This window comes from Campylobacter sp. US42a (assembly GCF_004379055.1).
In the GTDB taxonomy this organism is placed as follows: Bacteria; Campylobacterota; Campylobacteria; order Campylobacterales; family Campylobacteraceae; genus Campylobacter_D; species Campylobacter_D jejuni.
In genome coordinates this window covers 113,615-135,256 of sequence record NZ_RYYK01000004.1, presented here as the reverse complement: position 1 = coordinate 135,256, position 21,642 = coordinate 113,615, and the positions used below count along the sequence as shown (strand labels likewise).

Sequence of the window (21,642 nt, the reverse complement as noted above, 5' to 3'; positions counted from 1 at the left end):
AATCAATTTTACTAATAAAATGATAAAATTTAGCTTTTTATAAGTGTATAATATGGTAACATTATAAAAACCAACAATATTAAAAAGAGGAATAAAAAAATGAGTGAAATGAGCCTCATTATGTTAGCAGCTGGAAATTCTACTCGTTTTAACACAAAGGTAAAAAAACAATTTTTACGACTTGGAAATGACCCTCTTTGGCTTTATGCAACAAAAAATTTAAGCTCTTTTTATCCTTTTAAAAAAATAGTTGTTACCTCTAGTAATATTTCTTATATGAAAAAATTTACTAAAAACTATGAATTCATAGAAGGTGGTGATACCAGAGCAGAATCCTTAAAAAAAGCCTTAGAGCTCATAGATAGCGAATTTGTTATGGTAAGTGATGTAGCAAGGGTATTGGTGAGTAAAAATTTGTTTGATCGTTTGATTGAAAATTTAGATAAAGCAGATTGTATTACCCCTGCTTTAAAAGTTGCAGATACAACACTTTTTGACAATGAAGCCTTGCAAAGAGAAAAAATCAAACTCATTCAAACCCCGCAAATTTCTAAAACCAAATTGCTTAAAAAAGCCTTGGATCAAAACCTAGAATTTACAGATGATAGCACAGCTATAGCTGCAATGGGTGGAAAAATTTGGTTTGTTGAAGGTGAAGAAAATGCAAGAAAACTAACCTTTAAAGAAGATCTTAAAAAGCTTGATTTGCCTACACCTAGCTTTGAAATTTTTACTGGCAATGGTTTTGATGTGCATGAATTTGGAGAGAATCGCCCTTTGCTTTTAGCAGGAGTGCAAATTCATCCTACTATGGGGCTTAAAGCACACAGCGATGGAGATGTTTTAGCTCACTCTTTAACCGATGCGATTTTAGGTGCTGCAGGACTTGGAGATATAGGAGAGCTTTATCCTGATACTGATATGAAATTTAAAAATGCCAACTCCATGGAGCTTTTAAAACAGGCTTATGATAAAGTCAGAGAAGTAGGTTTTGAACTCATTAATATAGACATTTGCGTCATGGCACAAAGCCCTAAACTTAAAGACTTTAAACAAGCTATGCAAAGCAATATAGCTCATACTTTAGACTTAGATGAATTTAGAATCAATGTTAAAGCCACAACAACGGAAAAATTGGGTTTTATTGGAAGAAAAGAAGGTATGGCGGTGCTTAGTAGTGTAAATTTAAAATATTTTGATTGGACAAGATTATGAAAGTTTTAATTATTGAAAATGAAATTTATCTAGCGCAAAGCATTAGCATTAAACTAAGTGATGCTGGATATAGCTGTGAAATTATCAACTCGTTTGATGAATACAATGGTGAAAAATACTATGATATTGTACTGCTTTCTACAAATACTAATAATTTTTTAAAGGCCGTAAGTCAGTTTAAACATAGTATTATTATTTTGCTTATTTCTTATATAAGTACAGATACAGTTTCAAATCCTTTGAAATTAGGTGCTAGTGATTATATTCAAAAACCCTTTATGATAGAAGAGCTGATTAGAAAAATAAAGCATTATCAAGATTTTAGAAAACTTTCAATCCTTAATAAAGCTTATCAAAGCTACATCAAATCAAGATTAGAAACAATCAAAATTCCAGAGTATAATTATAAAAAATTAAAACTTCCATTGATATTAAAATCCAACAAGCAAAGCAGTGCTGATGCTTTTGTTTTTAATTATGCAAATGAATGTGACATTACTCTTTCTTTTATTGATTTAACATCTACAAATTCAGTTGAAAAAGTTATGAAACTTCCCACAGAAAACAATCTCTTATTTTTGAGTAATTTTCAAGCATTAAAAGCAGCAGAAAAGGAAAAACTCCTAGATTTTATACAAAACAAAAATGTTATTTTGCATACCAATTCAAATACAGATGATTTAAAAATAAACTGCATTAATTTAAATGATAATGAAAAAAATATCGATAGCAATGAAATTTTAACCATAGATGAGTATGTAAAATATGTTATTATAAATTACCAAAATATATTTCCTGATACTGATCTTTCAAAAAAATTAGGCATTTCACGTAAATCTTTATGGGAAAAAAGGAAGAAATATGAAATCAGCAAGAAAAAATAAAAACATTACCATAGATCAAAATGAATTTGGTATCTTGTCACTTATTAAAGAAGGTTTGCTAGGTACTTGCACTCATTTAATGAATGAAAAAGAAGTCAATGAAATCATTAAATCAGGAAAATTTAAAGGAGAAAGTTTTCCCTATCCCTTAAGCTTTGCACCAAAAAATGCTGAAGAAGCACTAAATGATATAAAATCTGGCGATAGAATCGATCTCATACTAGACGAAAAAGTAGTAGGACATATAGATTTTAAAAGCCGATTTAAAAATAATAAAAATTTTTCTGATATTTTCAGTCCTAACACTTGCTCTTTGGAAGATATGGGAACAACTTGTATAAGTGGAAAAATAGAAATTTACAATTCTCAAATTAAAAAAATAAAAGAAAATTTTCAACAAATCAAAAACAATCTTAATGCACAAAAAATTACCGCTATAGTTTCAAGTTTTGATCCTTTGCATCGTGCCCATGAAAGAATGTTTCGTTGGACTATTGATAAAGCAGATTTAGTTGTAATTTTTCTTGTAGAATCTTTTGATGCAAATGGGTTTGAATTCGAACTTAAAGAAGCTTATTTGAAAAAATTTATTCAAAACTATCTTCCACCGGATAGAATTTTCATTTTTCCATTAAAAAATATTAATATTTTTCACGCTCATTTAAATCCTGGCTTAGAAAGCATTATCGCAAAAAGTCTAGGTTGTACCAAACTAGTAGTAGGACAAAATCATACAGGACTTGGAATGTTTTATGATGATAATCAACCAAAAACCATACTTGATGATTTTTCCAAGGATTATGGCATAGAAGTGATTGTTTTGCCTGAATTTGTATTTTGCGATCAATGTCGCATGATTGTTAGCACAAGATCTTGCCCTCATGGTTGTCATCACCATTTGCACTATAATTCTCAGTCTTTAAAAGATTTACTAAGAGCGGGTATCATTCCTCCAGCAATTTTCATGCGCAAGGAAGTATCTAGCGTTATTTTAACTTCTCTTTTTCCAAATAGATTAAAAAATATGCAAAAAATTTATAATGAGCTTTTTCCAACTGATGGAATTTTAGAATACAAAAATGATGAAGAATTTTATCAAAAACTTTTAGAAATTCATCAAATGTCTTATATGGTGTAACAAAATGCAAAAATTATTTTTAACTTTTTTTTATTCAGGTTCTATAAAAAAGGCAAGTGGGACTTTTGGTACTATCGCTGCTTTAATACCTGCTTTTTTTATACTTAAATATCTTGGGATTAATACTTTGTTTTTACTAAGTATTTTAATTTTTGTTGCAAGTATTCGTGTTATAGATGATTATGAAAAAAAAACAGGAATTCACGATGACAAACACATAGTTATCGATGAAGTTGCTGGGGTTTTTCTTGCTTGTGCTATTGCAGCAAGTGTTGAAAATTCAATAGTTAATTTTATTTTGGCTTTTGTTTTATTTAGACTCTTTGACATTACAAAACCTTCTATTATTGGCAAAATAGATAAAAAAGTCAAAGGCGGACTAGGTGTAATGCTTGATGATATGCTAGCAGGATTGTTTGCTGGACTTTTAAGTGCGGTAATTTACGGATTTTTACTTAAATTTAATTTAGTTTTTTGGGATATAAATTTAAAAGATTTATTTTGAAATTTTGCTTAAATTAATTAAATTTTAAATTTTATTCTTATATAATTTAGTCTTTAATTTCAAAAAAGGAAAATATAAATGGCAAACCATAAATCTGCTGAAAAAAGAGCAAGACAAACTATTAAAAAAACAGAAAGAAATAGATTCTATAGAACAAGACTTAAAAATATAACTAAAGCCGTAAGAGAAGCTGCAGCAAATGGAGATAAAAATGCTGCTAATGAAGCTTTAAAAGTAGCTAATAAAAGCATTCATGCTATGGTAAGTCGCGGTTTCATTAAAAAACAAACTGCTTCTCGCCGTGTAAGCCGCTTGGCCCTTTTAGTAAATAAAATCGCATAATTTTCTATATAGTTTTTAATGTTAGCTAGCAAACTAGATCCTTTTTTAAAACGCTTTGAAGAGTTAAATTCTCTTCTTAGCAGTTCTGATATACTCAACGATATCAGTAAAATGACTACACTCTCTAAAGAACAAAAAAATTTAGAACCTATCGTTTTAAAAGCTAAAGAGTATTTAAAAACTTTAGACAATATAGAAGAAAATAAAGCTTTGCTAAACGATCCAGAACTTGGGGAACTTGCAAAAGAAGAACTAAAAACTTTAGAAGAACTAAAACCAAAACTTGAAGAAGAGATTAAAATTTTACTTCTTCCTAAAGATCCCAATGATGAAAGAAATATTTTTCTTGAAATTCGTGCAGGCACAGGTGGCGATGAGGCATCTTTATTTGTAGGAGATCTTGTAAAAGCTTATGCAAGATATGCTGAAAATCGCGGCTATAAACTTGAGATTGTAAGCTCTAGTGAAGGAAGCGTAGGTGGATTTAAAGAAATCATCATGCTTGTTAAAGGAACAGGGGCTTATTCAAGACTTAAATATGAAGGTGGAACGCACCGTGTTCAAAGAGTTCCTCAAACAGAATCCCAAGGACGCGTGCATACTTCTGCTATCACCGTGGCAGTAATGCCAGAAGTTGATGATATAGAAATCGAAATCAATCCAAACGATCTTAAAGTTGATGTTATGCGATCTTCAGGACATGGTGGACAAAGTGTAAATACTACTGATTCAGCTGTTCGTATCACTCATATCCCTACAGGTATAGTTGTAGTCAATCAAGATGGAAAAAGCCAACACAAAAATAAAGAAAGTGCGATGAAAGTCCTAAAAGCAAGGCTTTATGAAATGCAAGAGAGTGAAAGACTAGCAAAAGAAAGTGAAGCAAGAAAATCACAAGTAGGAAGCGGAGATAGAAGCGAACGCATTCGCACTTACAATTTTCCACAAAATCGTATCAGCGATCATAGAATAAATCTTACTTTATATCGCTTAGATGCCATTATACAAGATGGGCTTTTTGATGAAATCATAGAACCTTTAATCACTCATCATCAAGCCCAAGCTTTACAAGAACAAAATTTATAAGATTTTATATAAATTAATGCTTATGTGGGAATTTATGTGGATTTCCACTAGCACCTACATGTGCAACATTTCCATTTTCTATATCATAAGCTTGACCAAAACCTTTTACAAAGCGTCCTTTTTTAAATTCAAGCTTTACTAGATGAAAATCAAGCATCTTGCGTATAGTTTTAATGCCTCCTTCTCCTCCGGTTTGTTTTTCAAACTCATCATAAATTTGATCAAATCTTTCACCTCTCTCTAAAAAGCTTGCATTTACTCTATAGCGCAATCTTTTGCGAAGTATAACAGAAGCAGCTTTACTCTCATCCTCTAAAAACATTATTTCTATATTGTTTGGATTTACTTTGATGTTGTTAAAATGTTCACTTACTTCACTTATATAAATATAATTTCCCCATTGTGTGCTTACAAAAGGTGCATACGAGCAAACAACTTCTCCATTTGCATTTAAAGTTGCCAAAGCTACAGAATTAAAACTTAGCATAAATTCATTTAATTCTTTTTCTACGCCACTAAAATTTTGCTCGCTCTTTGCACTCATGCAAAGGGATATTATAGTATCTTTAATCGTGTTTTCATCGGCTTTTTTAGGAAATTCCACTCGTAAATTTTCTTTATCATTGTAAACAAGATCCAAGCCATTAAAATCAACACTTTTTAGAAAAACATCTTGCACTTGCTCAATACCACCAAATTTTTTACAAAGATCAACTAAATTTGATTTATGATGATCATTCATATGAGAAATAATGCTTTCAAAATTCATTTTTATCCTTTCTTGATTTTAAAATAAAATATTAAAAAAAATGGTATCAATTATCAAATTAAAAATAACTTAAAATATATAAATTATCTATTTTAACAAAAATTTATACTAAATTAAGTTAATAAAGGATAAATTTCTTTCTAAATTATTATGATATAAATTATCATTATTTATTTTATTTAAGGAGTAAAATTTGCATCCAAATAAAAAAGCTTTTAAGTTATCTTTATTTGCATTATTGCTAATAACTAATTTAAATGCACAAGAATCAAATGAAGCTATTAAATTACAAAAAGTTGTTGTTAGTGCAACAGGTTTTGAGCAAGATGCAGACTCAAATTTACGCAATGTAATCAGCATAGAAGGCAAAGATCTGCAAAATAAAGGTTATGTTTCCTTAGAACAAGCCTTAGAAAGAATTTCGGGCATTAGTTTTGTAAATTTTGGACTTGGACGCAATATAGATATGCGTGGACAAGGAGATAAATCCAATATAGCTGTAAAAGTTATGATCGATGGGCGTGCTATTAATGTTCTTGATAATTCCCATGGTATAACCCCGCTAGATAGTATCAATTTAGATAATGTAGAACGCATAGAAATCATACCTGGGGGTGGATCTGTGCTTTATGGAAGTGGTACTAGAGGGGGTGTGATTAATATCATTACAAAAAAACAAAAATCAGATGCTTTTGCTATAAATTTAAAAAGCAGTGCCTATGATCATGGTGGACTAGGTGGAAATTTAGGTATCAATGGCGCCAAACAAATAAATGAAAATTTAGCTTTTAGCTTTGATATACAAAGTTTTAACCTTGATGGATATCAAGAAGGTTATAATGAAAAAGGTTATTTTATCAACACAAAAACCTATATTAATATCAATGATAATAGCGATTTAACTTTGGGTTATAATTATTTTAAAAGCAAAAATACCAGCAGTGGCTATCTAACAAAAGCACAAGCTCAAAGCGATCCAACCCAAAAAGGCAATAGTGACAATATCACACAAATCAATCGCCCTGAAATTTCTTTGGATTATCATTACTATTTTGATGATATATGGGAATTTAACCTAGAAGCTTTTTGGCAAAATCAAAAGATCAATTATCTAAAAGATGTTTCTACAATGAGTTATGGAAGTATGAGTCTTCCTGTATATCAAAATGGAAGTGGTTTTGAAGACACACTTACAGGGATAAGTTTAAAAAACAAGCTAAATTATGCAAATAATTCTTATTTTATTTTTGGTTATGAATTTGCAAACCATGATGCAAAAAGAACAAGCATTATTCATTATGATGTAAATGCCGGCAGATTTCAAATGAGTCACACCATGACAACGCTTATGGATATGGATAAACAAAGCCATTCTATTTTCGCTCTTGATTCTCATGAATTTAACGATATTTTTAGTATTTCAGGTGGAGCAAGATATGAATATAGTCTTTATGACACAAATAGAAATTACACTAGCAATATGATTATATCAAACACTCCTAAACCAAGCACTCCAGAACTTTTTTCGACCGATGATACAAGTCATAACTTCGCCTTTGAAATCACTCCAAATTTTAAATACTCAGACACAGGAAAGCTTTATATCAAATACGAAAGAGGTTTTGTCTCTCCAAGTCCAGCACAATTTGTCAATAAGGATAAAAATTCACAAAAGTATTATTCTGCAAATTTAAATCCTGAGATCTTTGATACCTTTGAACTAGGAATTGATGATTTTTGGTGGGATTTTTACGGCTTTAATCTAACTTTATTTTACACCCTAAGCAAAGATGAAATTTCTTATCTTGGAAACCCTCATTCTACTAGTGGATCTTGGTGGAAATATTATAATATAGATCAAACTCGCCGTCTAGGAGTAGAATTAAGTCTGAGTCAAAATTTTTTAGATGATGATTTAATCTTTAGAGAAAGTCTAACTTATCTTGATGCTAAAATTTCTAAAGGCGTTAATGACGGCATGAGAATTCCTTATGTTTCAAAAATCAAAGCCACAGCTGGGCTAGAATACGCTTGGAATAAAAATTTCTCAAATTTTATTGATCTAACCTATTTTTCTAGAGCAAAAGATGGTGGAACTATAGATGAAAATACAGGAAAAATGTCTAAAAATTCTTGGATAAGGGATTATTTTTTAACAGATATTGGTATGAAATATAATTATAAAAAATTACAAATTTTAGCAGGAATTCGCAATCTTTTCGATAAAAGATACTACACCTATCAAGACAGTATAAATGATCAATACCTAGTTGGGAATGGCAGAAACTACTATGTTGAATTTAAATACGCATTCTAAAATTTTAGTGATTATAGGGCTTTTGGTAGCTTATATAATCGCTTCTTTTACAGCACTTTGCTTAGGAGATGAGAATTTAAACCCAAAAGAACTTTTTTCATATATCTTTAGCCAAGATGAAATTTTAAGACAAATCATCATAGATGGACGCTTACCACGCATTATAATGGCGATTTTAATCGGTATGCTTCTAGCTAGTAGTGGGGCTATCACTCAAAATGTATTTTCAAATCCTATAGCCGATCCTTATATCATAGGTATAGCTTCTGCAGCAACCTTTGGAGCGGTTTTGGCGTATTTGTTAAAATTGAATGATTATTATTATGGAATTTTAGGTTTTGTTTGCTCTGCCTTTTTTGCCCTAGGAGTTTTTAAAATTTCTTCTAAAGCTTCTATAGCGACTTTACTCATTATCGGCATAGCAGCTTCATCTTTTTTAGGAGCTTTTACTTCTTTTTTCACTTATCTTATAGGCGAGGATTCTTTTAAAATAGTCGCTTGGCTTATGGGAAATATAGGCAATGCTTCTTGGTTTCGTGTGGGAATTTTAATCTTGCCTTTAATTTTTTGTTTGTTTTATTTTTACGCTCATAAAAACGAATTAAACATACTTTTAAGCGGAGATGATGAAGCTAGAAATCTAGGGGTAAATGCTCAAAAATTAAAGATAAATTTACTCATTGTTTCATCCTTGGCTGTATCTTTTGCGGTTGCTTTTAGCGGACTTATAGGCTTTGTTGGACTCATCATTCCTCATACTATAAGACTTTTGCTTAAAAATTATGATAATGCCTTGGTTATCCCTTTATGTACAGCATTTGGAGGATTATTTTTACTTATTTGTGATACTTTAGCAAGAACTCTTTTAGCCCCTGTACAAATTCCGATTGGAATTTTAACTGCATTTTTTGGAGCTCCTATTTTTTTATACTTGGCTTTAAGTGCTAGGAGATTTTTATAATGCTAAAAATACATGATTTAAGCTTTGCTTATCACCAAAAAGATTTACTAAAAAACATTCATTTAGAACTTAAAAATCAGGCTTTTATAGGAATTTTAGGGCCAAATGGCTCAGGCAAAAGCACTCTTTTAAAACTTATACTTAAAAATTTAAGTCCAAATAAAGGAGAGATAAGTCTTTTTAATACAAATATCAAAGATTTTTCTCTTAAAGAATTTGCCAAAATTTGCGGATTTGTGCCTCAAAAATCAGAATTAAACACCCCTTTAAAAGTCATCGATGTGCTTTTAATGAGCAAATATGCGAATTTAAAACACGCTTTTAGTTCTTATTCTAAAGAAGATATTTTAGAAATTAAAGAATTTGCTAAGGATTTAAGACTTGAAAATTTTCTAGAAAGAAGCATACTTTCTTTAAGTGGGGGTGAATTTCAAAGAATGCTTTTGGCAAGAGCTTTGCTTAAAAAGCCAAAAATTCTTTTTTTAGATGAACCCACTTCAGCCCTTGATTTAAACTATGCTATAGAGCTTTTAAGTCTTTGCGAAAAACTAGTTAAAGAAAAAAATATAGCCGTTGTTGCTATCTTGCATGATTTAAATTTAGCTTCTATGTTCTGCGATAAAATCCTTTTTCTAAAAGAAGGGGAAATAAAGTATTTTGGAACGAGCAAAGAGCTTTTTACTCAAGAAATTTTAAAAGAAATTTATGATTTAAACTGCGAGATTATTTATAAAAATTCTAAACCTTATATTTTAGCTTTAAAGGAGAAAAAATGAAAAAAATTTTAATTATTATGAGTTTGTTTTTAATCACACTAAATGCAAAAGAACGCCTTGTAGTGCTTGATCCTGCAAGCATAGAAACCCTTTTTATGCTTAAGGCTGAAGATCAAATCGTAGGCATTGCCACTTTACAACACTCAAATATCTATCCTAAAGATCAAACCTCAAAACTTACAAGTGTAGGCACTTTTTCAAATCCTTCACTTGAAAAAATAGTAGCATTAAAACCAAGTTTGGTGATTTTAAGCTCTTATTCTTTAAATTTAGAAGAAGGACTTAAAAATTTTGGTATCAAAAGTATCAATTTAAAAGCCGAGCGTTTAGAAGATATAACAAAAAATATCACAACCTTAGGCCAAATCACCAAAAAAGAAAAAGAAGCAGAGCTTTTAAAACAAGAATTTACCCAAAATTTAAAAAAATTAAGCGATAAACCCCTAAATAAAAGTGCGATTTATCTTTATTCTAGCAACCCTTTAATGGCCTTTAATGATAATTCTTTAATAGCTGATATTTTAAGACTTATAGGGATTAAAAATTTAAGTCCGCAAAGTCAAATTTCAAGACCTGTTATATCAGCAGAATATATACTGAAACAAAATCCAGACATACTCATTCTTGGAATTAATGCTAAAAACAACCTTTTAGATACAAATGCTTTATTGAAAAATACCAAAGCAGTTAAAACAGGAAGTATTTATTTTAACAAAGATACACATATATTATTACGTCTTAGTCCTAAGATAATAGATAGAATTCAAGAATTTAAAACAAAGCTAGAAAATAACAATTTTTAATCACTCAATCTTGCTTTAAAAAATTCGCAAGTTTGACAAAGTTTTTCTATGCGTTTATCTTCTTCAAAAGCTTTTTTCATCATCTTTATACGCGGTGATTTAAAAAGCTTATCAAAGTTATTTTCAAAAACATTTCCCAAGTTAATATCTGCTTTAGTATCCAAACAGCAAGGCACCAAACTTCCATCACTTAAAATCCCAATTTGCTCTTTTAAAGCATGACATTTTCCTTTTTTATAAAGGGGTTCATCTTTTAAATTTGGCCATTTAAAAAGTTTATTTTGATGAAGCAAAATATGTCTTTGCAAGCGATTTTTACTTAAGTTTGTATCGATCTTAATTTCAAATTCTTTGGATAAAAACTCATAAATTTTTAAATTTGACTTAGGTGCTTTAAAATTAGCATCTAAATTCCAAAGTCTTAGATTGATAAAAGAAAGGCTTTTTTGCTCTAAATGCTTTTTGCAAAGTTCTAAAATAGGCTTAAAATACTGTTCTAAAGAAATTTTGCTTTGACTTAAAAAAGACATTAAAGAAATATTGATTTGATGGATATTCTCATACCCTAACAATAAAGCTTGATTTTTAGAATTTAGATAAAAGCCACTTGTAGTGATTTCAAGTTTCATAGCTTCATCTTTTGCGATTCTTAGATAATTTTCCAAATTAGGTAAAAGCAAAGGATCGCCCAAAAGATGAAAGGTAAAAAGCTCGGCTTTATTAGAAATTTCATAAGCTAAGTTTTGAAATTTTTCTTCACTCATTACCCCGCGAATTCCTTTTTGAGAAGGACAAAAATCACATTTTAAACCACAAATATCGCTTAATTCTATATATATTTTTTTAAATTTCATTATATTTCCTAGAGTAAACATTTTACCAAAATTTATGAAATTTATTAAAATATGTAACATTTTTATCGATATTTTTATCTTTTTTGTTTCTCTTCTTTATTTTTAAATATATTAAACAAAAATCACACTATACTTAAATAAAAATCTAAAATTAAGGAAGGGTTTATGCAAGAGCTTACTCGCACGAAAAAAATTCGCTCTATTATTGCTGCAAGTAGCGGAAATTTAGTAGAGTGGTTTGATTTTTATATCTATGCTTTTACAGCAACTTATTTTGCTCATACTTTTTCAACTTCAGATAATCCTGTTATCCAGCAAATCAATGCCTTTGGGGTTTTTGCAGCAGGATTTTTTATGCGTCCTATAGGCTCTTGGCTTTTTGGCTCTTTAGCTGATAAAGTAGGTCGTAAAAAATCTATGGTTATATCAGTGGTTTTAATGGCTTTGGGCTCTTTTATGATAGCAGCCTTGCCAAGCAAAGATACAGTGGGCGATCTTGCTATTATCTTACTTTTAATAGCAAGACTCATTCAAGGTCTTAGTGTAGGCGGGGAGTATGGCATAGCAGCTACTTATCTTTCAGAACTTGCTACGGAAGGAAAACGCGGTTTTTACTCATCTTTTCAGTATGTAACCCTAATAGGTGGTCAACTTTTGGCCGTTGCAAGCATTAGTATAATGTTTTTATTTTTTAGCATTGATGATATGAAAGATTATGCTTGGAGAATACTTTTTGTAATAGGCGGAATTTTAGCACTAGGCTCGCTTTTTGTAAGAAAAATGATGAATGAAAGTGCTACAAAACTTCACCAGCATGAAGATCGTGGTACTTTAAAAGCATTATGCAAATCTTGGAAACCTTTTTTAATGGTACTTGGGGTTACTTCTGGAGGTTCTTTAGCTTTTTATACTATTACAACTTATACTAAAACTTTTATGGAAAATACGGGTATGGATAAAATGCTTGTTAATAATCTTTTCTTAGGTGCTTTATTTATACTAATGATCATTCAACCTCTTTTTGGATATATAGGAGATAAAATAGGTCACAAACGATCTTTAATTGTATTTTGTATTTTGGCATTGGTAGGAATTTATCCTATTTTTTCACTTATAGCCAATAACGCACAAAATAATCCTTCTTTGACATTTATGTTGGTGGTATTATTGTTTGTTATTTTAAGTTTTTATACTTCAGTTGCTGGGATTTTTAAAGCAAAACTTTTTCCTGAACATGTAAGAGCTTTAGGGACAGGTTTGGGTTATGCTATTTCAAATGCTGTTTTTGGAGGATCTGCTCCTTGGGTTGCTTTACAATTTAAAAATGCAGGTATAGAAAATGGCTTTTTTATTTATTTAGCTGTTTTAACTATTTTGATGTTAATAGCAACTTTATTTTTACCTAAAAAAGGTGAACTTAACTAAACATTCCCAAAGAATGTTTAGTTTTAAAAACTCTCATCAAGAATTCCATCAGTTTTAGTCCATTGCTCCAAAGAATGCTCTTTAACTTGAACACAAATAAAATTTAAAACACTTTTAGCAAAAAATTGTCTTTTTACTTCAGGTTTAACTCTTATAACATCACCTTTATTTACAAGAATTTTTTCTCCATCTAAAACCAATTCACCTTGTCCCTCTAAAATAATAAAAAGCTCTTCGTTTTGTTTATGATGATGGATAAAAGGCACACAGGTATTGGCTTGAAGTTTATTAAAACTAACTTCACATCCTGTTAAATCTAATTTTTCCTTGAGTTCTATTCTAGTTTGATTTAAAAAATCATCGCCTAAATGAGCTACGCTGATCTTATTCATTTATTATCCTTATAATAAAATAATGGCAAATTATAAAAAATTTAAATTAATAAAAACTAATTTTAACGCTTTTAAAGAAAGTGCTGAAAGTGCGGTACTTTCTAACTCTTTTAAGGTTTTAAATTCATAATTTTTATTTTTATTGTTTAAAATTTGATGATAAACCTTGATATTAAGTTTATACTTAGTATAGCTGTGCTTAAACTCCCCTACAAAACTCATATCTTTAGAAAGTTTATACTCTCCTTCTTTAAAAAAAGGAAAATTATACATACCCTTATAAAGCTTATCTTGACTTTTCTGTATCGCAAATTTTTTATTAAATTCAAACAAAAAAAGATTTAAATTTAAACTCTCATAAAGTATTTTTTTAGCTCTTGGATAAAGCTCTGTATGAAATTTGCCTTGACAAAAATCATACAAAGGACAAATTCCACACTTTGCATTTTTACTCGCACAAACCAAAGCCCCTATATCAAGCAAGGCTTGGTTATGATCAAAAGCATGATTTAAATTTAAAAGCTCTTTAGCTCTTTTTTCAAGTTCTTTCATGCTAGGATTTTCTAAAGCAAAAAGACGAGAAAGCACACGGCGTATATTACCATCAACAAAAGAAACCTTTTGATCATAACCAAAACAAGCTATAGCACCTGCTGTATAAGCTCCTATACCGCTTAATTTTTTTAGATCCTCAACTTCTTTGGGTAGTTTAGCTTCAAACTTATCCACACATTCTAAAGCTGCCTTTTTTAAATTTCTAGCACGAGTGTAATAACCAAGTCCTTGCCAAGCCTTTAAAAGCTCATCTTCATTAGCATTAGCCAAACTTTCTAAAGTAGGAAATTTTTGCAAAAAGGGGAAATAAAACCTTTCCAAAACTGATTTAACTTGAGTTTGCTGAAGCATAATTTCACTGATATAAACTCCATAAGCTCTATCAATATGCTTTAAACTTTCATCACAATTTTGACTTTGTAAATTACGCCAAGGTAAAGTTTTGCGTCCATTTTTTTCATACCAAAGAAGTAAATTTTCTTGTAGTTTTTCAAGCTCTTTTTTTTGCATAAATGAGAGTATAACAAAAAATTTTAAAATTTTTTGCTAAAATTAGTTCAAATTAAATTATTAAGGATATCCATGTTAGCTTTTTTTAAAGGTTTAGGTATAGGTTTTTTATGTTTATTACTTTTTGTTGCAGGAGTAGTTTTTAATGTAGAATTTTTAGGCAAAAAAGACTCTAATCATGATTTATATTTTTCAAGAAATATAGAAGTAAGCAATACACTAAAACCCGATATTTTATATGCAAATATTAATTTTTGGGCAAATGAAAATTTAAGCTCAAAAATCACATTAGACAATAGTGAAAAAGCCGAAATCACAAATACTTTCAATCAAATTTTAGAACGCTCAAAAAAAGAAAATTTTTGTAGCGGAGGAAGTTTTTCTTTAGAACCTAATTTTTCCTATAAAGATGGTATACAAACTCCAAAAGGTCAAAGATTTGATGCGAATTTAGAATGTGAATTTAAAGAAAACCAACTTGCAGATTTTAACAAGCTTTTAAATGACATCAATTCTATCATAGCTAAAAATAATTTCATCAGCGTTTCAACACCAGCCATACAAACAAAATTTTCAAAAGATACACTAAACAACAACAAAGAAAATCTCTACAAAGAGCTTTTAAAAACATCATACGAATATGAAAAAACTTACTCTTTAGATCTTAATAAAACTTGTGTATTGAAAAATTTACAAGTAAATACAAATGCCAATATCGCACCTAGAATGTTAAATGCAAAATCTGACAATATAGAACTTTCATCTCCAATTATCAGCGAAAAAGAACAAATTTTAAGCGCGAAAGCTTTATTTATTTGCAAATAACTTAAGGCAAAATAAACTCCTTTTAAGTTTATTTTGCTATACTTTTATCTTCAATTCTTTCAGAAATTTATGCGGGAATAGCTCAGGGGTAGAGCACAACCTTGCCAAGGTTGGGGTCGCGAGTTCGAATCTCGTTTCCCGCTCCATAATCACCCGCCCGGGTGGTGGAATTGGTAGACACAAGGGACTTAAAATCCCTCGGAATTTTTCTTCCGTGCCGGTTCAAGTCCGGCCTCGGGCACCACTTTTTCAACATTATCAGGGCGACATAGCCAAGCGGTAAGGCATGGGCCTGCAAAGCCTTGATCTCCGGTTCGAATCCGGATGTCGCCTCCAAAAGGCAAAACTTTACTTTATCGGGAGATGGCTGAGTGGTCGAAAGCGGCGGTCTTGAAAACCGTTGAGGGTCACACCTCCAGGGGTTCGAATCCCTTTCTCCCGGCCACCAAAACTTTCTAGTTTATCAAGCTTATATCATTCCTGAAATTATAAAGGATACTACAAATGAAAAATAATACTTCAGTCTTACTATTTTTGTTATATCCTAAAAAACTTAGAAAAACTATAACTAATATAACTAAAAATAAGAAATACAAATGGAAAATTTAGAATTTATTATCTTAAAACAAAAATATAAAATTTTAAAAATATGTCAAATTTTAAAATACAAGGTAGGCAAATGAAAGAATTTTATATGAATTTAGCCTTAAATGAGGCTTGGAAATATCAGTTTTTAACCTATCCAAATCCGGCTGTAGGCTGTGTAATCTTAGATAAAAATGGAAAAATTTTAGCCATAAAAGCTCATGAAAAAGCTGGATTAGCTCATGCAGAACTTAATGCCATAGCTCATGCTTTTAAAAGCTTAAGACCTGAAATTTCATTGCCTAAAGAAGCAAACGCCTTACATGAGTTTATTTGCAAAAACCATCAAGGTGTATTTAAAGATAGCATAGCTTTTGTCACACTTGAGCCTTGCTCTCATCAAGGAAAAACGCCTCCTTGTGCAAAACTCTTTAGCGAGCTAGGTTTTAAAAAAATTTTCATCAGCGTTAAAGATGGAAATAAAATCGCAAGTGGTGGGGCTGAATTTTTAAAAAAACAAGGCATAGAGGTTGAATTTGACATACTTAAAGAAGAAGGAAAAAAACTTTTAAAACCTTTTTTAAAATGGCAAAAAGGGCAATTTAAACTTTTTAAATTAGCCCTTTCTATGAATGGCTCGCCTTTTGGCAAAATCGTAAGCAATGAGCTAAGTCGCACTTATGCACATAAAATTAGAGCGGTGATTGATTTGCTTGTAGTCGGTGGAGAAACCATAAGAAAAGATCACCCTATACTAGATGCTAGGCTTTGCAAAGCAAAAGCGCCTAATCTTTGTATCTTAAGCCGTCAAAATATAGATAATTTTGATAAAAATATCCCTTTATTTAAAGTTCCAAACCGCCAAATTTATACCCAAATTCCAAGTGAAGCTAAATTTTTAATGTATGAGGGTGGAGAAAATTTTCTCAAAACCTTTAAAGATGAAATAGATATGTTTTTGATTTTCCAAAGTTCAAGTTTAAATGATGAAAAAAATGTTACAATACCTTTAAATTTCAAGCCACTTTATAGGAATTTTTTAGGGAGTGATACTTATGGCATTTATGAACTTTAGTGGATTTTTTTATGCGAGAAATGATTTAAGATTATTTAAAATAGAAAAGAAAAATGAATTAAAATCCTTTTTTTACAAAGACTACACCTTATCAAGCTACAAAGATGCTTTAAATTTAAACAATGAAATCTTTTTTTATCAAAGTTTAAAAGAAGGCTTATTTAAAGAAAATGATGAAATTTTAGTTTCAAATTTGGGTAAAAAGATCATACTTTTTAGAAATTTCACTCAAAATTGTGATAATTTTAATGAGGCAAAATTAAAACAAATATTCCTTTTATTTTTTTTATTATTAGCGAGTGTATTTTTTGCAAGTTTGGCTATGATTAATGAATTTGGAGCCATAGATCTTGTTTTTTTAATGATTTGCTTATTGCTTTTAGTGATGGGAGCAATCAATCTTGGCTTGCTTTTTAAGCAAATTCGTATTCTTAAAAGTTTTTCCAAAGAAGAAATGAAAGAATTTTTAAGTCAAAGGATGAAAAAATACACTAAAGTGTAAAAACACTTTAGCATACTGTTTTTAAATTTGTAGCAAGACCACCTAAAGAAGTTTCTTTGTATTTATAATTCATATCTTTTCCTGTTTCATACATGGTTTCTATAACCTCATCAAGGCTTACCATAGGAGTAGATTTGCGTGTCATTGCCATTCTCGCAGCGCTTATAGCCTTAATAGCTCCAAAGGCATTTCTTTCTATGCAAGGAATTTGCACAAGTCCTGCAACTGGATCGCAAGTTAAACCTAGATGATGTTCCATTGCCATTTCGGCAGCATTGCATGCTTTAAAAGCATTAGCCCCTAAAACTGTTGCCATAGCCGCAGCTGCCATCGAACTAGCACTACCAATTTCTGCTTGACAGCCTGCTTCTGCTCCGCTAATACTTGCATTTTTCTTATAAAAAGAACCTATAAGCATTGCTGTTAATAAAAACTCTATAGCTTTTTCATCGCTAAAACCTATAGTATGATTTTTAAGATAAAGCATAACAGCAGGGATAACAGCACATGCTCCATTTGTTGGCGCGGTTACAACTTTTGCTCCGCTAGCATTTTCTTCAGCAATCGCAATAGCATATAAAGAAATAAAATCTATAATGCCCATAGGATCAGCTGTCATCGCCACTCTTTCTTTAAGTCCTTTGGCTCTACGCTTTAAATGAAGTTTTCCAGGCAAATAATCTTCATTTGGATGCGTACCATTATAATACACTTCTTGCATTACTTCCCAAATTTCAAGACAATAAGCACGAATTTCCTCTTTAGTATGAAATTGCAATTCATAACGATAAGAAAGCTCTGCTAAATCCCAATCTCTTTTATCGCAAAGCTCTAAAGCTTCTTTTGCATTGTTAAGCTCTATATCTAGTTTTTTCTTTTTATTTTGGTTGGAATTTTTACCTTTTTTTTCTAATTGTGCAGCTGTTAAAACAAAGCCTCCACCTACAGAATAATAAGTTTCTTCATCAACTAACCCACCTTTACAATCATAAGCTTTAATCTTCATACCATTCTCATGTAAAGGTAAAAAATCTTTGGAAAATATCAAATCTTTTTCATAATTAAAACAAAGTTTTTTCTCACCACAAAAATCAATTTGAGCATTTTCAATAGCATTTTTATTTACTTCATCTTGTATTGCTGCGCTTAAATTTTTAGCTTCTAGGCCATTTAACCCCCAAATTACAGCCTTATCACTCAAGTGTCCTTTACCTGTTAATGACAAAGAACCATAAAGAGTAACCTCAACTCTATCAATTTCATCAAGCTTTTTAGCGACTTTTTTACAAAATAAATTTCCAGCAAGCATAGGCCCTAAAGTATGAGAAGAAGAAGGACCAACACCTATTTTAAAAATGCTTAAATTACTCATTTTTTATCCTTAATTTATAAAAGATCATGAATTGCAGCAGAAATTGCAACTATCCCCATTACCAAAATAAAAAGATCTAAAAATTTATTACGAAATCTTGCCAAAATATCAAAACGATAAATACAATAAAGTGGCATTAAGAAAAGCAAAATAGCCAAAACAGGACCACCAATAGCCTCGATAATTCCTATAACACTTGGATTTTTATACGCAACAAGCCAAGCGATAGCAAAGGTAATGATCGCTGTTAAAGTTTGAGCGAATTTACCTTGAATTTTACCATTACTTGCTTTATATAAAATGCCATTTAAGCCTTCTTGAGAACCAAGATAATGTCCCAAGAAACTTTTACTAATAGCCACAAGTGCAACAATAGGCCCAACATAAGCTAGTAAAGAAACTTCAGGAAATTTATTTGCTATAAAAGTAAGAATATTGATATTTTGATCTTTTGCTGATGCAAAATCTTCTGGTGTAAAGGTTAAAGCACAAGAAAAAACAAAAAACATTACAACAAAAACCATAAGAATAATTGCCAAAGAAATAATTTTTCTAGCGCGAGGTTCAGCATAATCACCATATTCTTTTTTACAATAACAAGCAAGTGAAGAAATAATAGGAGAGTGATTAAAACTAAATACCATCACAGGAATAACAAGCCATAAAGTAACCCAAAAATTACTTGTTGAAATTACGGAAAAATCAACATTTGTAAATAATGATGAATTCCATTGTGGAATTAAAAGCAATGAAAAAATAAATAAAAATATAATAAAAGGAAAAACAAGAAAACTCATTGCTTTTGTTACAACATTTTCACCAAGAATAGAAATCAAAACCAAAACTCCAACAATCAAAAAACTCACCCACCAACGAGCAGCATGAGTAAGATCTGCATTGAAATTAAACTGATTGATTAAGAACTCAAGCAAAGTTGTTGTAAGATTAGCACTATAAACCAATAAAATAGGTAAAATAGCAAAAAAATACAAAAGTGTAATTAAAAATCCACCGCCCTTGCCAAAATAACTTTCTGCAACAAAAGTAATATCATCTTTTGGATTAGAACTTGAAAGCACAAAGCGACATAAATTTCTATGAGCTAAGTAAGTCATAGGAAAAGCTAAAACAAGTATAACTAACAAAGGTATCAATCCACCAAGCCCAGCACTAATAGGTAACAAAAGTACGCCGGCTCCAATAGCTGTTCCAAAAAGAGATAAAACCCACCTTGTATCGTGACTAGTCCATTTAGGAGTATTCATTATTCTTCCTTAAATTTAAGATTACATCTCTTTTATTTTAGCAAAATATTTATAAATAATTATTTTTTAAAAAAAATATTTTAAATCTTATGTAACATTTTGTAAATTTAATTTTATAAAAAAACAATCACTTGTATCAATAAAGTATTATTTTTAAACTAAATATATTTTGGGTTTTGCAATCAAAAAATAAAAATTTGGAAGACTATGCTTCCAAATTTTTGCATCAAATTTTCTAAGGGAGTTAAATTTTCAAAAATTAATCTAATTTTTGACCTAGGATATTTCCTTGCGTATCTGTATAAACTTCCATATTGTTATTAAACTTAAATTTATAACCATTAATTTCTTTGTCTACTTCAAGAATTTGAGCATTTGGTTGAGTTGTACTCACTTTTTTCATAACATTAGGTAAGATAGTATGTGGCAAAGCTTTGTATTTTCCATCAACTTCTTTCCACTCTCCATTGATCATAAAATCAATTTCAGTTCCATCATTTAAAATTACATCATAAGAATCTATATCTTTTTTTACTAAACCAATTTGAGCGGTTTTAAAATTTTTAGAAATAAATTCTTTGGCATTATTTGGAAGTTCGCTAGCAGGAACAACCATATCTTTAGCTAAAAGCACCGTAGCACCCAACAAAGCAAGTAAAGTTAATTTTGCTTTCATAGTTTCTCCTTTTTTTGTCTTGGTTGGCGAAAGTTTAACTCAAAACTGTGAAGTGAATGTGAAACTTAAAAAATAATTTTCAAGCTTTCATTCTCAACACTTATACCTTGACTTTTTATAAATTTTATTTCTTTTCCATCTTCAAATTTTAAAATATCTTTATCTTTTAGATTAATATCATAAGTTAAAATATGCAAAACAATATCATAAATACAAAAGAAAAGTTCTTTTTCTTCTATGTTTAAATCACAAACTTCAAGTTCTAATTTATCAAAATTTCTAAGCCCATAAGTATAAGCATTGACTCCATTTTCACTAGGATAAACACTAACATATATCCAATTATATACCGGCAAGCGATTATCATCTAACATTTTTGCATTTTCTATATAAAAACTGGGCTCTAAAACAACTGCACCTGTATAAAAACCTAAAGCATGTTTATTATCCAAACATAAAGCTGCAATTTTCGTAAACATTTTAGCTTGTTCTAATTTGCTTTGATCTTGACTTAGCACCGCTATAAGAAGATGAGCTTTATGTTTTTTAGTTTGCTCTAAGGCATCTTTCCACATAAAATTAAAATTTGCATAGTATTCTGCTTCGTGATTAGGTATAGGATTTTTAATCAAATTTAGAGTAATCAACATATTTTCATATGAAAAAATCACTCCCTCTTTGGTAAAATTTTCATCAGCTATTTTTATATTAAATTTATCTTCTAAAATGCTTTTTAACTCCGAAAAATTAAAATCAACTTCATCAAGAAGAACAAAAGAGGTAAAATTGTGATTTAAATCTATAGTCATG

Annotated in this window: 22 protein-coding genes and 4 tRNA genes; 18 read left to right on the top strand and 8 right to left on the bottom strand. The window is 30.2% G+C overall.

Features of this window, described 5'->3' with window-relative positions:
• Nucleotides 1-99 precede the first annotated feature (99 nt).
• From ELQ10_RS05335 to prfA, 6 genes are all read left to right on the top strand, one after another.
• A complete protein-coding gene (locus ELQ10_RS05335) occupies nucleotides 100-1,215 on the top strand; it encodes a bifunctional 2-C-methyl-D-erythritol 4-phosphate cytidylyltransferase/2-C-methyl-D-erythritol 2,4-cyclodiphosphate synthase (RefSeq protein WP_107840459.1) in 1,116 nt (371 codons plus the stop codon).
• Nucleotides 1,212-2,099, top strand: a complete 888-nt coding sequence (locus ELQ10_RS05330) for a response regulator (RefSeq protein WP_134250298.1) — start codon at nucleotides 1,212-1,214, stop codon at nucleotides 2,097-2,099. Before ELQ10_RS05335 ends, ELQ10_RS05330 begins: the two co-directional genes overlap by 4 nt.
• Nucleotides 2,077-3,237 carry a sulfate adenylyltransferase gene (locus ELQ10_RS05325; RefSeq protein WP_002866588.1) on the top strand — a complete coding sequence of 387 codons (1,161 nt, stop codon included), beginning with the start codon at nucleotides 2,077-2,079 and terminating at the stop codon, nucleotides 3,235-3,237. The genes ELQ10_RS05330 and ELQ10_RS05325 overlap by 23 nt, the downstream gene beginning before the upstream one ends.
• Before the next feature lie 4 nt (nucleotides 3,238-3,241).
• Complete coding sequence (locus ELQ10_RS05320) at nucleotides 3,242-3,742, top strand: phosphatidylglycerophosphatase A (RefSeq protein ID WP_002858951.1); 501 nt, start codon at nucleotides 3,242-3,244, stop codon at nucleotides 3,740-3,742.
• A 78-nt stretch (nucleotides 3,743-3,820) separates the two neighbouring features.
• Nucleotides 3,821-4,084 carry a 30S ribosomal protein S20 gene (gene rpsT, locus ELQ10_RS05315; protein WP_002856547.1) on the top strand — a complete coding sequence of 88 codons (264 nt, stop codon included), beginning with the start codon at nucleotides 3,821-3,823 and terminating at the stop codon, nucleotides 4,082-4,084.
• A gap of 18 nt (nucleotides 4,085-4,102) precedes the next feature.
• Complete coding sequence (gene prfA, locus ELQ10_RS05310; RefSeq protein WP_134250297.1) at nucleotides 4,103-5,170, top strand: peptide chain release factor 1; 1,068 nt, start codon at nucleotides 4,103-4,105, stop codon at nucleotides 5,168-5,170.
• Between the two features lie 13 nt (nucleotides 5,171-5,183).
• On the opposite strand, the gene ELQ10_RS05305 is transcribed toward prfA, so the two are convergent.
• On the bottom strand, nucleotides 5,184-5,939 hold the full coding sequence (locus ELQ10_RS05305) for a HugZ family heme oxygenase (protein WP_070233518.1): 756 nt from the start codon (nucleotides 5,937-5,939) through the stop codon (nucleotides 5,184-5,186).
• A gap of 193 nt (nucleotides 5,940-6,132) precedes the next feature.
• Here ELQ10_RS05305 and ELQ10_RS05300 point away from each other — a divergent pair, with 193 nt between their 5' ends.
• The 4 genes from ELQ10_RS05300 to ELQ10_RS05285 are packed head-to-tail and all read left to right on the top strand — an operon-like array spanning nucleotide 6,133 to nucleotide 10,796.
• Entirely contained in the window at nucleotides 6,133-8,256 is a 2,124-nt protein-coding gene (locus ELQ10_RS05300) for a TonB-dependent receptor (RefSeq protein WP_134250296.1), read from the top strand.
• Entirely contained in the window at nucleotides 8,231-9,217 is a 987-nt protein-coding gene (locus ELQ10_RS05295) for an iron ABC transporter permease (protein WP_002856526.1), read from the top strand. The genes ELQ10_RS05300 and ELQ10_RS05295 overlap by 26 nt, the downstream gene beginning before the upstream one ends.
• Nucleotides 9,217-9,993, top strand: a complete 777-nt coding sequence (locus ELQ10_RS05290; RefSeq protein ID WP_002856079.1) for an ABC transporter ATP-binding protein — start codon at nucleotides 9,217-9,219, stop codon at nucleotides 9,991-9,993. Before ELQ10_RS05295 ends, ELQ10_RS05290 begins: the two co-directional genes overlap by 1 nt.
• On the top strand, nucleotides 9,990-10,796 hold the full coding sequence (locus ELQ10_RS05285) for an ABC transporter substrate-binding protein (protein WP_002881816.1): 807 nt from the start codon (nucleotides 9,990-9,992) through the stop codon (nucleotides 10,794-10,796). Before ELQ10_RS05290 ends, ELQ10_RS05285 begins: the two co-directional genes overlap by 4 nt.
• Here the strand turns inward: ELQ10_RS05285 and ELQ10_RS05280 are convergent.
• A complete protein-coding gene (locus ELQ10_RS05280; protein ID WP_208379421.1) occupies nucleotides 10,793-11,650 on the bottom strand; it encodes a radical SAM/SPASM domain-containing protein in 858 nt (285 codons plus the stop codon). The two genes, ELQ10_RS05285 and ELQ10_RS05280, sit on opposite strands and share 4 nt — an antisense overlap.
• Nucleotides 11,651-11,815: 165 nt before the next feature.
• Between ELQ10_RS05280 and ELQ10_RS05275 the strand changes: the two genes are divergently transcribed.
• Nucleotides 11,816-13,075 carry an MFS transporter gene (locus tag ELQ10_RS05275; RefSeq protein WP_134250294.1) on the top strand — a complete coding sequence of 420 codons (1,260 nt, stop codon included), beginning with the start codon at nucleotides 11,816-11,818 and terminating at the stop codon, nucleotides 13,073-13,075.
• Between the two features lie 23 nt (nucleotides 13,076-13,098).
• On the opposite strand, the gene ELQ10_RS05270 is transcribed toward ELQ10_RS05275, so the two are convergent.
• Nucleotides 13,099-13,467, bottom strand: coding sequence for a cupin domain-containing protein (locus ELQ10_RS05270; RefSeq protein WP_134250293.1), 369 nt, complete (start codon nucleotides 13,465-13,467; stop codon nucleotides 13,099-13,101).
• Between the two features lie 30 nt (nucleotides 13,468-13,497).
• A complete protein-coding gene (gene mutY, locus ELQ10_RS05265) occupies nucleotides 13,498-14,532 on the bottom strand; it encodes an A/G-specific adenine glycosylase (protein WP_134250292.1) in 1,035 nt (344 codons plus the stop codon).
• Nucleotides 14,533-14,604: 72 nt separating this feature from the next.
• Between mutY and ELQ10_RS05260 the strand changes: the two genes are divergently transcribed.
• The 7 genes from ELQ10_RS05260 (at nucleotide 14,605) to ELQ10_RS05230 (ending at nucleotide 17,519) form a co-directional block, all read left to right on the top strand.
• Nucleotides 14,605-15,357: a hypothetical protein gene (locus ELQ10_RS05260; RefSeq protein WP_002895360.1), complete on the top strand. Its 753-nt coding sequence runs from the start codon at nucleotides 14,605-14,607 to the stop codon at nucleotides 15,355-15,357.
• Between the two features lie 71 nt (nucleotides 15,358-15,428).
• Nucleotides 15,429-15,503 (top strand) — tRNA-Gly (locus ELQ10_RS05255).
• Nucleotides 15,504-15,512: 9 nt separating this feature from the next.
• Nucleotides 15,513-15,601, top strand: a tRNA-Leu gene (locus tag ELQ10_RS05250).
• An 18-nt stretch (nucleotides 15,602-15,619) separates the two neighbouring features.
• Nucleotides 15,620-15,693, top strand: a tRNA-Cys gene (locus ELQ10_RS05245).
• Between the two features lie 21 nt (nucleotides 15,694-15,714).
• A tRNA-Ser gene (locus ELQ10_RS05240) sits at nucleotides 15,715-15,802 on the top strand.
• A 204-nt stretch (nucleotides 15,803-16,006) separates the two neighbouring features.
• Complete coding sequence (ribD, locus tag ELQ10_RS05235) at nucleotides 16,007-17,017, top strand: bifunctional diaminohydroxyphosphoribosylaminopyrimidine deaminase/5-amino-6-(5-phosphoribosylamino)uracil reductase RibD (RefSeq protein WP_134250291.1); 1,011 nt, start codon at nucleotides 16,007-16,009, stop codon at nucleotides 17,015-17,017.
• Nucleotides 16,998-17,519 carry a hypothetical protein gene (locus tag ELQ10_RS05230; protein WP_134250290.1) on the top strand — a complete coding sequence of 174 codons (522 nt, stop codon included), beginning with the start codon at nucleotides 16,998-17,000 and terminating at the stop codon, nucleotides 17,517-17,519. Before ribD ends, ELQ10_RS05230 begins: the two co-directional genes overlap by 20 nt.
• Before the next feature lie 7 nt (nucleotides 17,520-17,526).
• On the opposite strand, the gene ELQ10_RS05225 is transcribed toward ELQ10_RS05230, so the two are convergent.
• From ELQ10_RS05225 to ELQ10_RS05210, 4 genes are all read right to left on the bottom strand, one after another.
• Nucleotides 17,527-18,891, bottom strand: a complete 1,365-nt coding sequence (locus ELQ10_RS05225) for an L-serine ammonia-lyase (protein ID WP_002855898.1) — start codon at nucleotides 18,889-18,891, stop codon at nucleotides 17,527-17,529.
• A gap of 14 nt (nucleotides 18,892-18,905) precedes the next feature.
• Entirely contained in the window at nucleotides 18,906-20,156 is a 1,251-nt protein-coding gene (locus ELQ10_RS05220; RefSeq protein WP_002856631.1) for an aromatic amino acid transport family protein, read from the bottom strand.
• Nucleotides 20,157-20,415: 259 nt separating this feature from the next.
• Nucleotides 20,416-20,832 carry a PepSY-like domain-containing protein gene (locus ELQ10_RS05215; RefSeq protein ID WP_134250289.1) on the bottom strand — a complete coding sequence of 139 codons (417 nt, stop codon included), beginning with the start codon at nucleotides 20,830-20,832 and terminating at the stop codon, nucleotides 20,416-20,418.
• A gap of 65 nt (nucleotides 20,833-20,897) precedes the next feature.
• Nucleotides 20,898-21,641 (bottom strand): DUF4261 domain-containing protein, encoded by a 744-nt coding sequence (locus tag ELQ10_RS05210; RefSeq protein ID WP_002866602.1) that lies wholly within the window; start codon nucleotides 21,639-21,641, stop codon nucleotides 20,898-20,900.
• Nucleotide 21,642: the final 1 nt, after the last annotated feature.

Excerpts from the sequence above, each read along its gene's own strand:
- ELQ10_RS05285 (WP_002881816.1), top strand. The coding sequence starts at position 9,990 with ATGAAAAAAATTTTAATTATTATGAGTTTGTTTTTAATCACACTAAAT.
- ELQ10_RS05330 (WP_134250298.1), top strand. The coding sequence starts at position 1,212 with ATGAAAGTTTTAATTATTGAAAATGAAATTTATCTAGCGCAAAGCATT.
- ELQ10_RS05215 (WP_134250289.1), bottom strand. The coding sequence starts at position 20,832 with ATGAAAGCAAAATTAACTTTACTTGCTTTGTTGGGTGCTACGGTGCTT.
- ELQ10_RS05270 (WP_134250293.1), bottom strand. The coding sequence starts at position 13,467 with ATGAATAAGATCAGCGTAGCTCATTTAGGCGATGATTTTTTAAATCAA.
- ELQ10_RS05260 (WP_002895360.1), top strand. The coding sequence starts at position 14,605 with ATGTTAGCTTTTTTTAAAGGTTTAGGTATAGGTTTTTTATGTTTATTA.
- ELQ10_RS05305 (WP_070233518.1), bottom strand. The coding sequence starts at position 5,939 with ATGAATTTTGAAAGCATTATTTCTCATATGAATGATCATCATAAATCA.
- ELQ10_RS05295 (WP_002856526.1), top strand. The coding sequence starts at position 8,231 with ATGTTGAATTTAAATACGCATTCTAAAATTTTAGTGATTATAGGGCTT.
- ELQ10_RS05290 (WP_002856079.1), top strand. The coding sequence starts at position 9,217 with ATGCTAAAAATACATGATTTAAGCTTTGCTTATCACCAAAAAGATTTA.
- prfA (WP_134250297.1), top strand. The coding sequence starts at position 4,103 with ATGTTAGCTAGCAAACTAGATCCTTTTTTAAAACGCTTTGAAGAGTTA.
- ELQ10_RS05230 (WP_134250290.1), top strand. The coding sequence starts at position 16,998 with ATGGCATTTATGAACTTTAGTGGATTTTTTTATGCGAGAAATGATTTA.
- ELQ10_RS05225 (WP_002855898.1), bottom strand. The coding sequence starts at position 18,891 with ATGAGTAATTTAAGCATTTTTAAAATAGGTGTTGGTCCTTCTTCTTCT.
- ELQ10_RS05275 (WP_134250294.1), top strand. The coding sequence starts at position 11,816 with ATGCAAGAGCTTACTCGCACGAAAAAAATTCGCTCTATTATTGCTGCA.
- ELQ10_RS05335 (WP_107840459.1), top strand. The coding sequence starts at position 100 with ATGAGTGAAATGAGCCTCATTATGTTAGCAGCTGGAAATTCTACTCGT.
- ELQ10_RS05325 (WP_002866588.1), top strand. The coding sequence starts at position 2,077 with ATGAAATCAGCAAGAAAAAATAAAAACATTACCATAGATCAAAATGAA.
- ELQ10_RS05280 (WP_208379421.1), bottom strand. The coding sequence starts at position 11,650 with ATGAAATTTAAAAAAATATATATAGAATTAAGCGATATTTGTGGTTTA.
- ELQ10_RS05210 (WP_002866602.1), bottom strand. The coding sequence starts at position 21,641 with ATGACTATAGATTTAAATCACAATTTTACCTCTTTTGTTCTTCTTGAT.
- rpsT (WP_002856547.1), top strand. The coding sequence starts at position 3,821 with ATGGCAAACCATAAATCTGCTGAAAAAAGAGCAAGACAAACTATTAAA.
- ELQ10_RS05320 (WP_002858951.1), top strand. The coding sequence starts at position 3,242 with ATGCAAAAATTATTTTTAACTTTTTTTTATTCAGGTTCTATAAAAAAG.
- mutY (WP_134250292.1), bottom strand. The coding sequence starts at position 14,532 with ATGCAAAAAAAAGAGCTTGAAAAACTACAAGAAAATTTACTTCTTTGG.
- ELQ10_RS05220 (WP_002856631.1), bottom strand. The coding sequence starts at position 20,156 with ATGAATACTCCTAAATGGACTAGTCACGATACAAGGTGGGTTTTATCT.
- ribD (WP_134250291.1), top strand. The coding sequence starts at position 16,007 with ATGTCAAATTTTAAAATACAAGGTAGGCAAATGAAAGAATTTTATATG.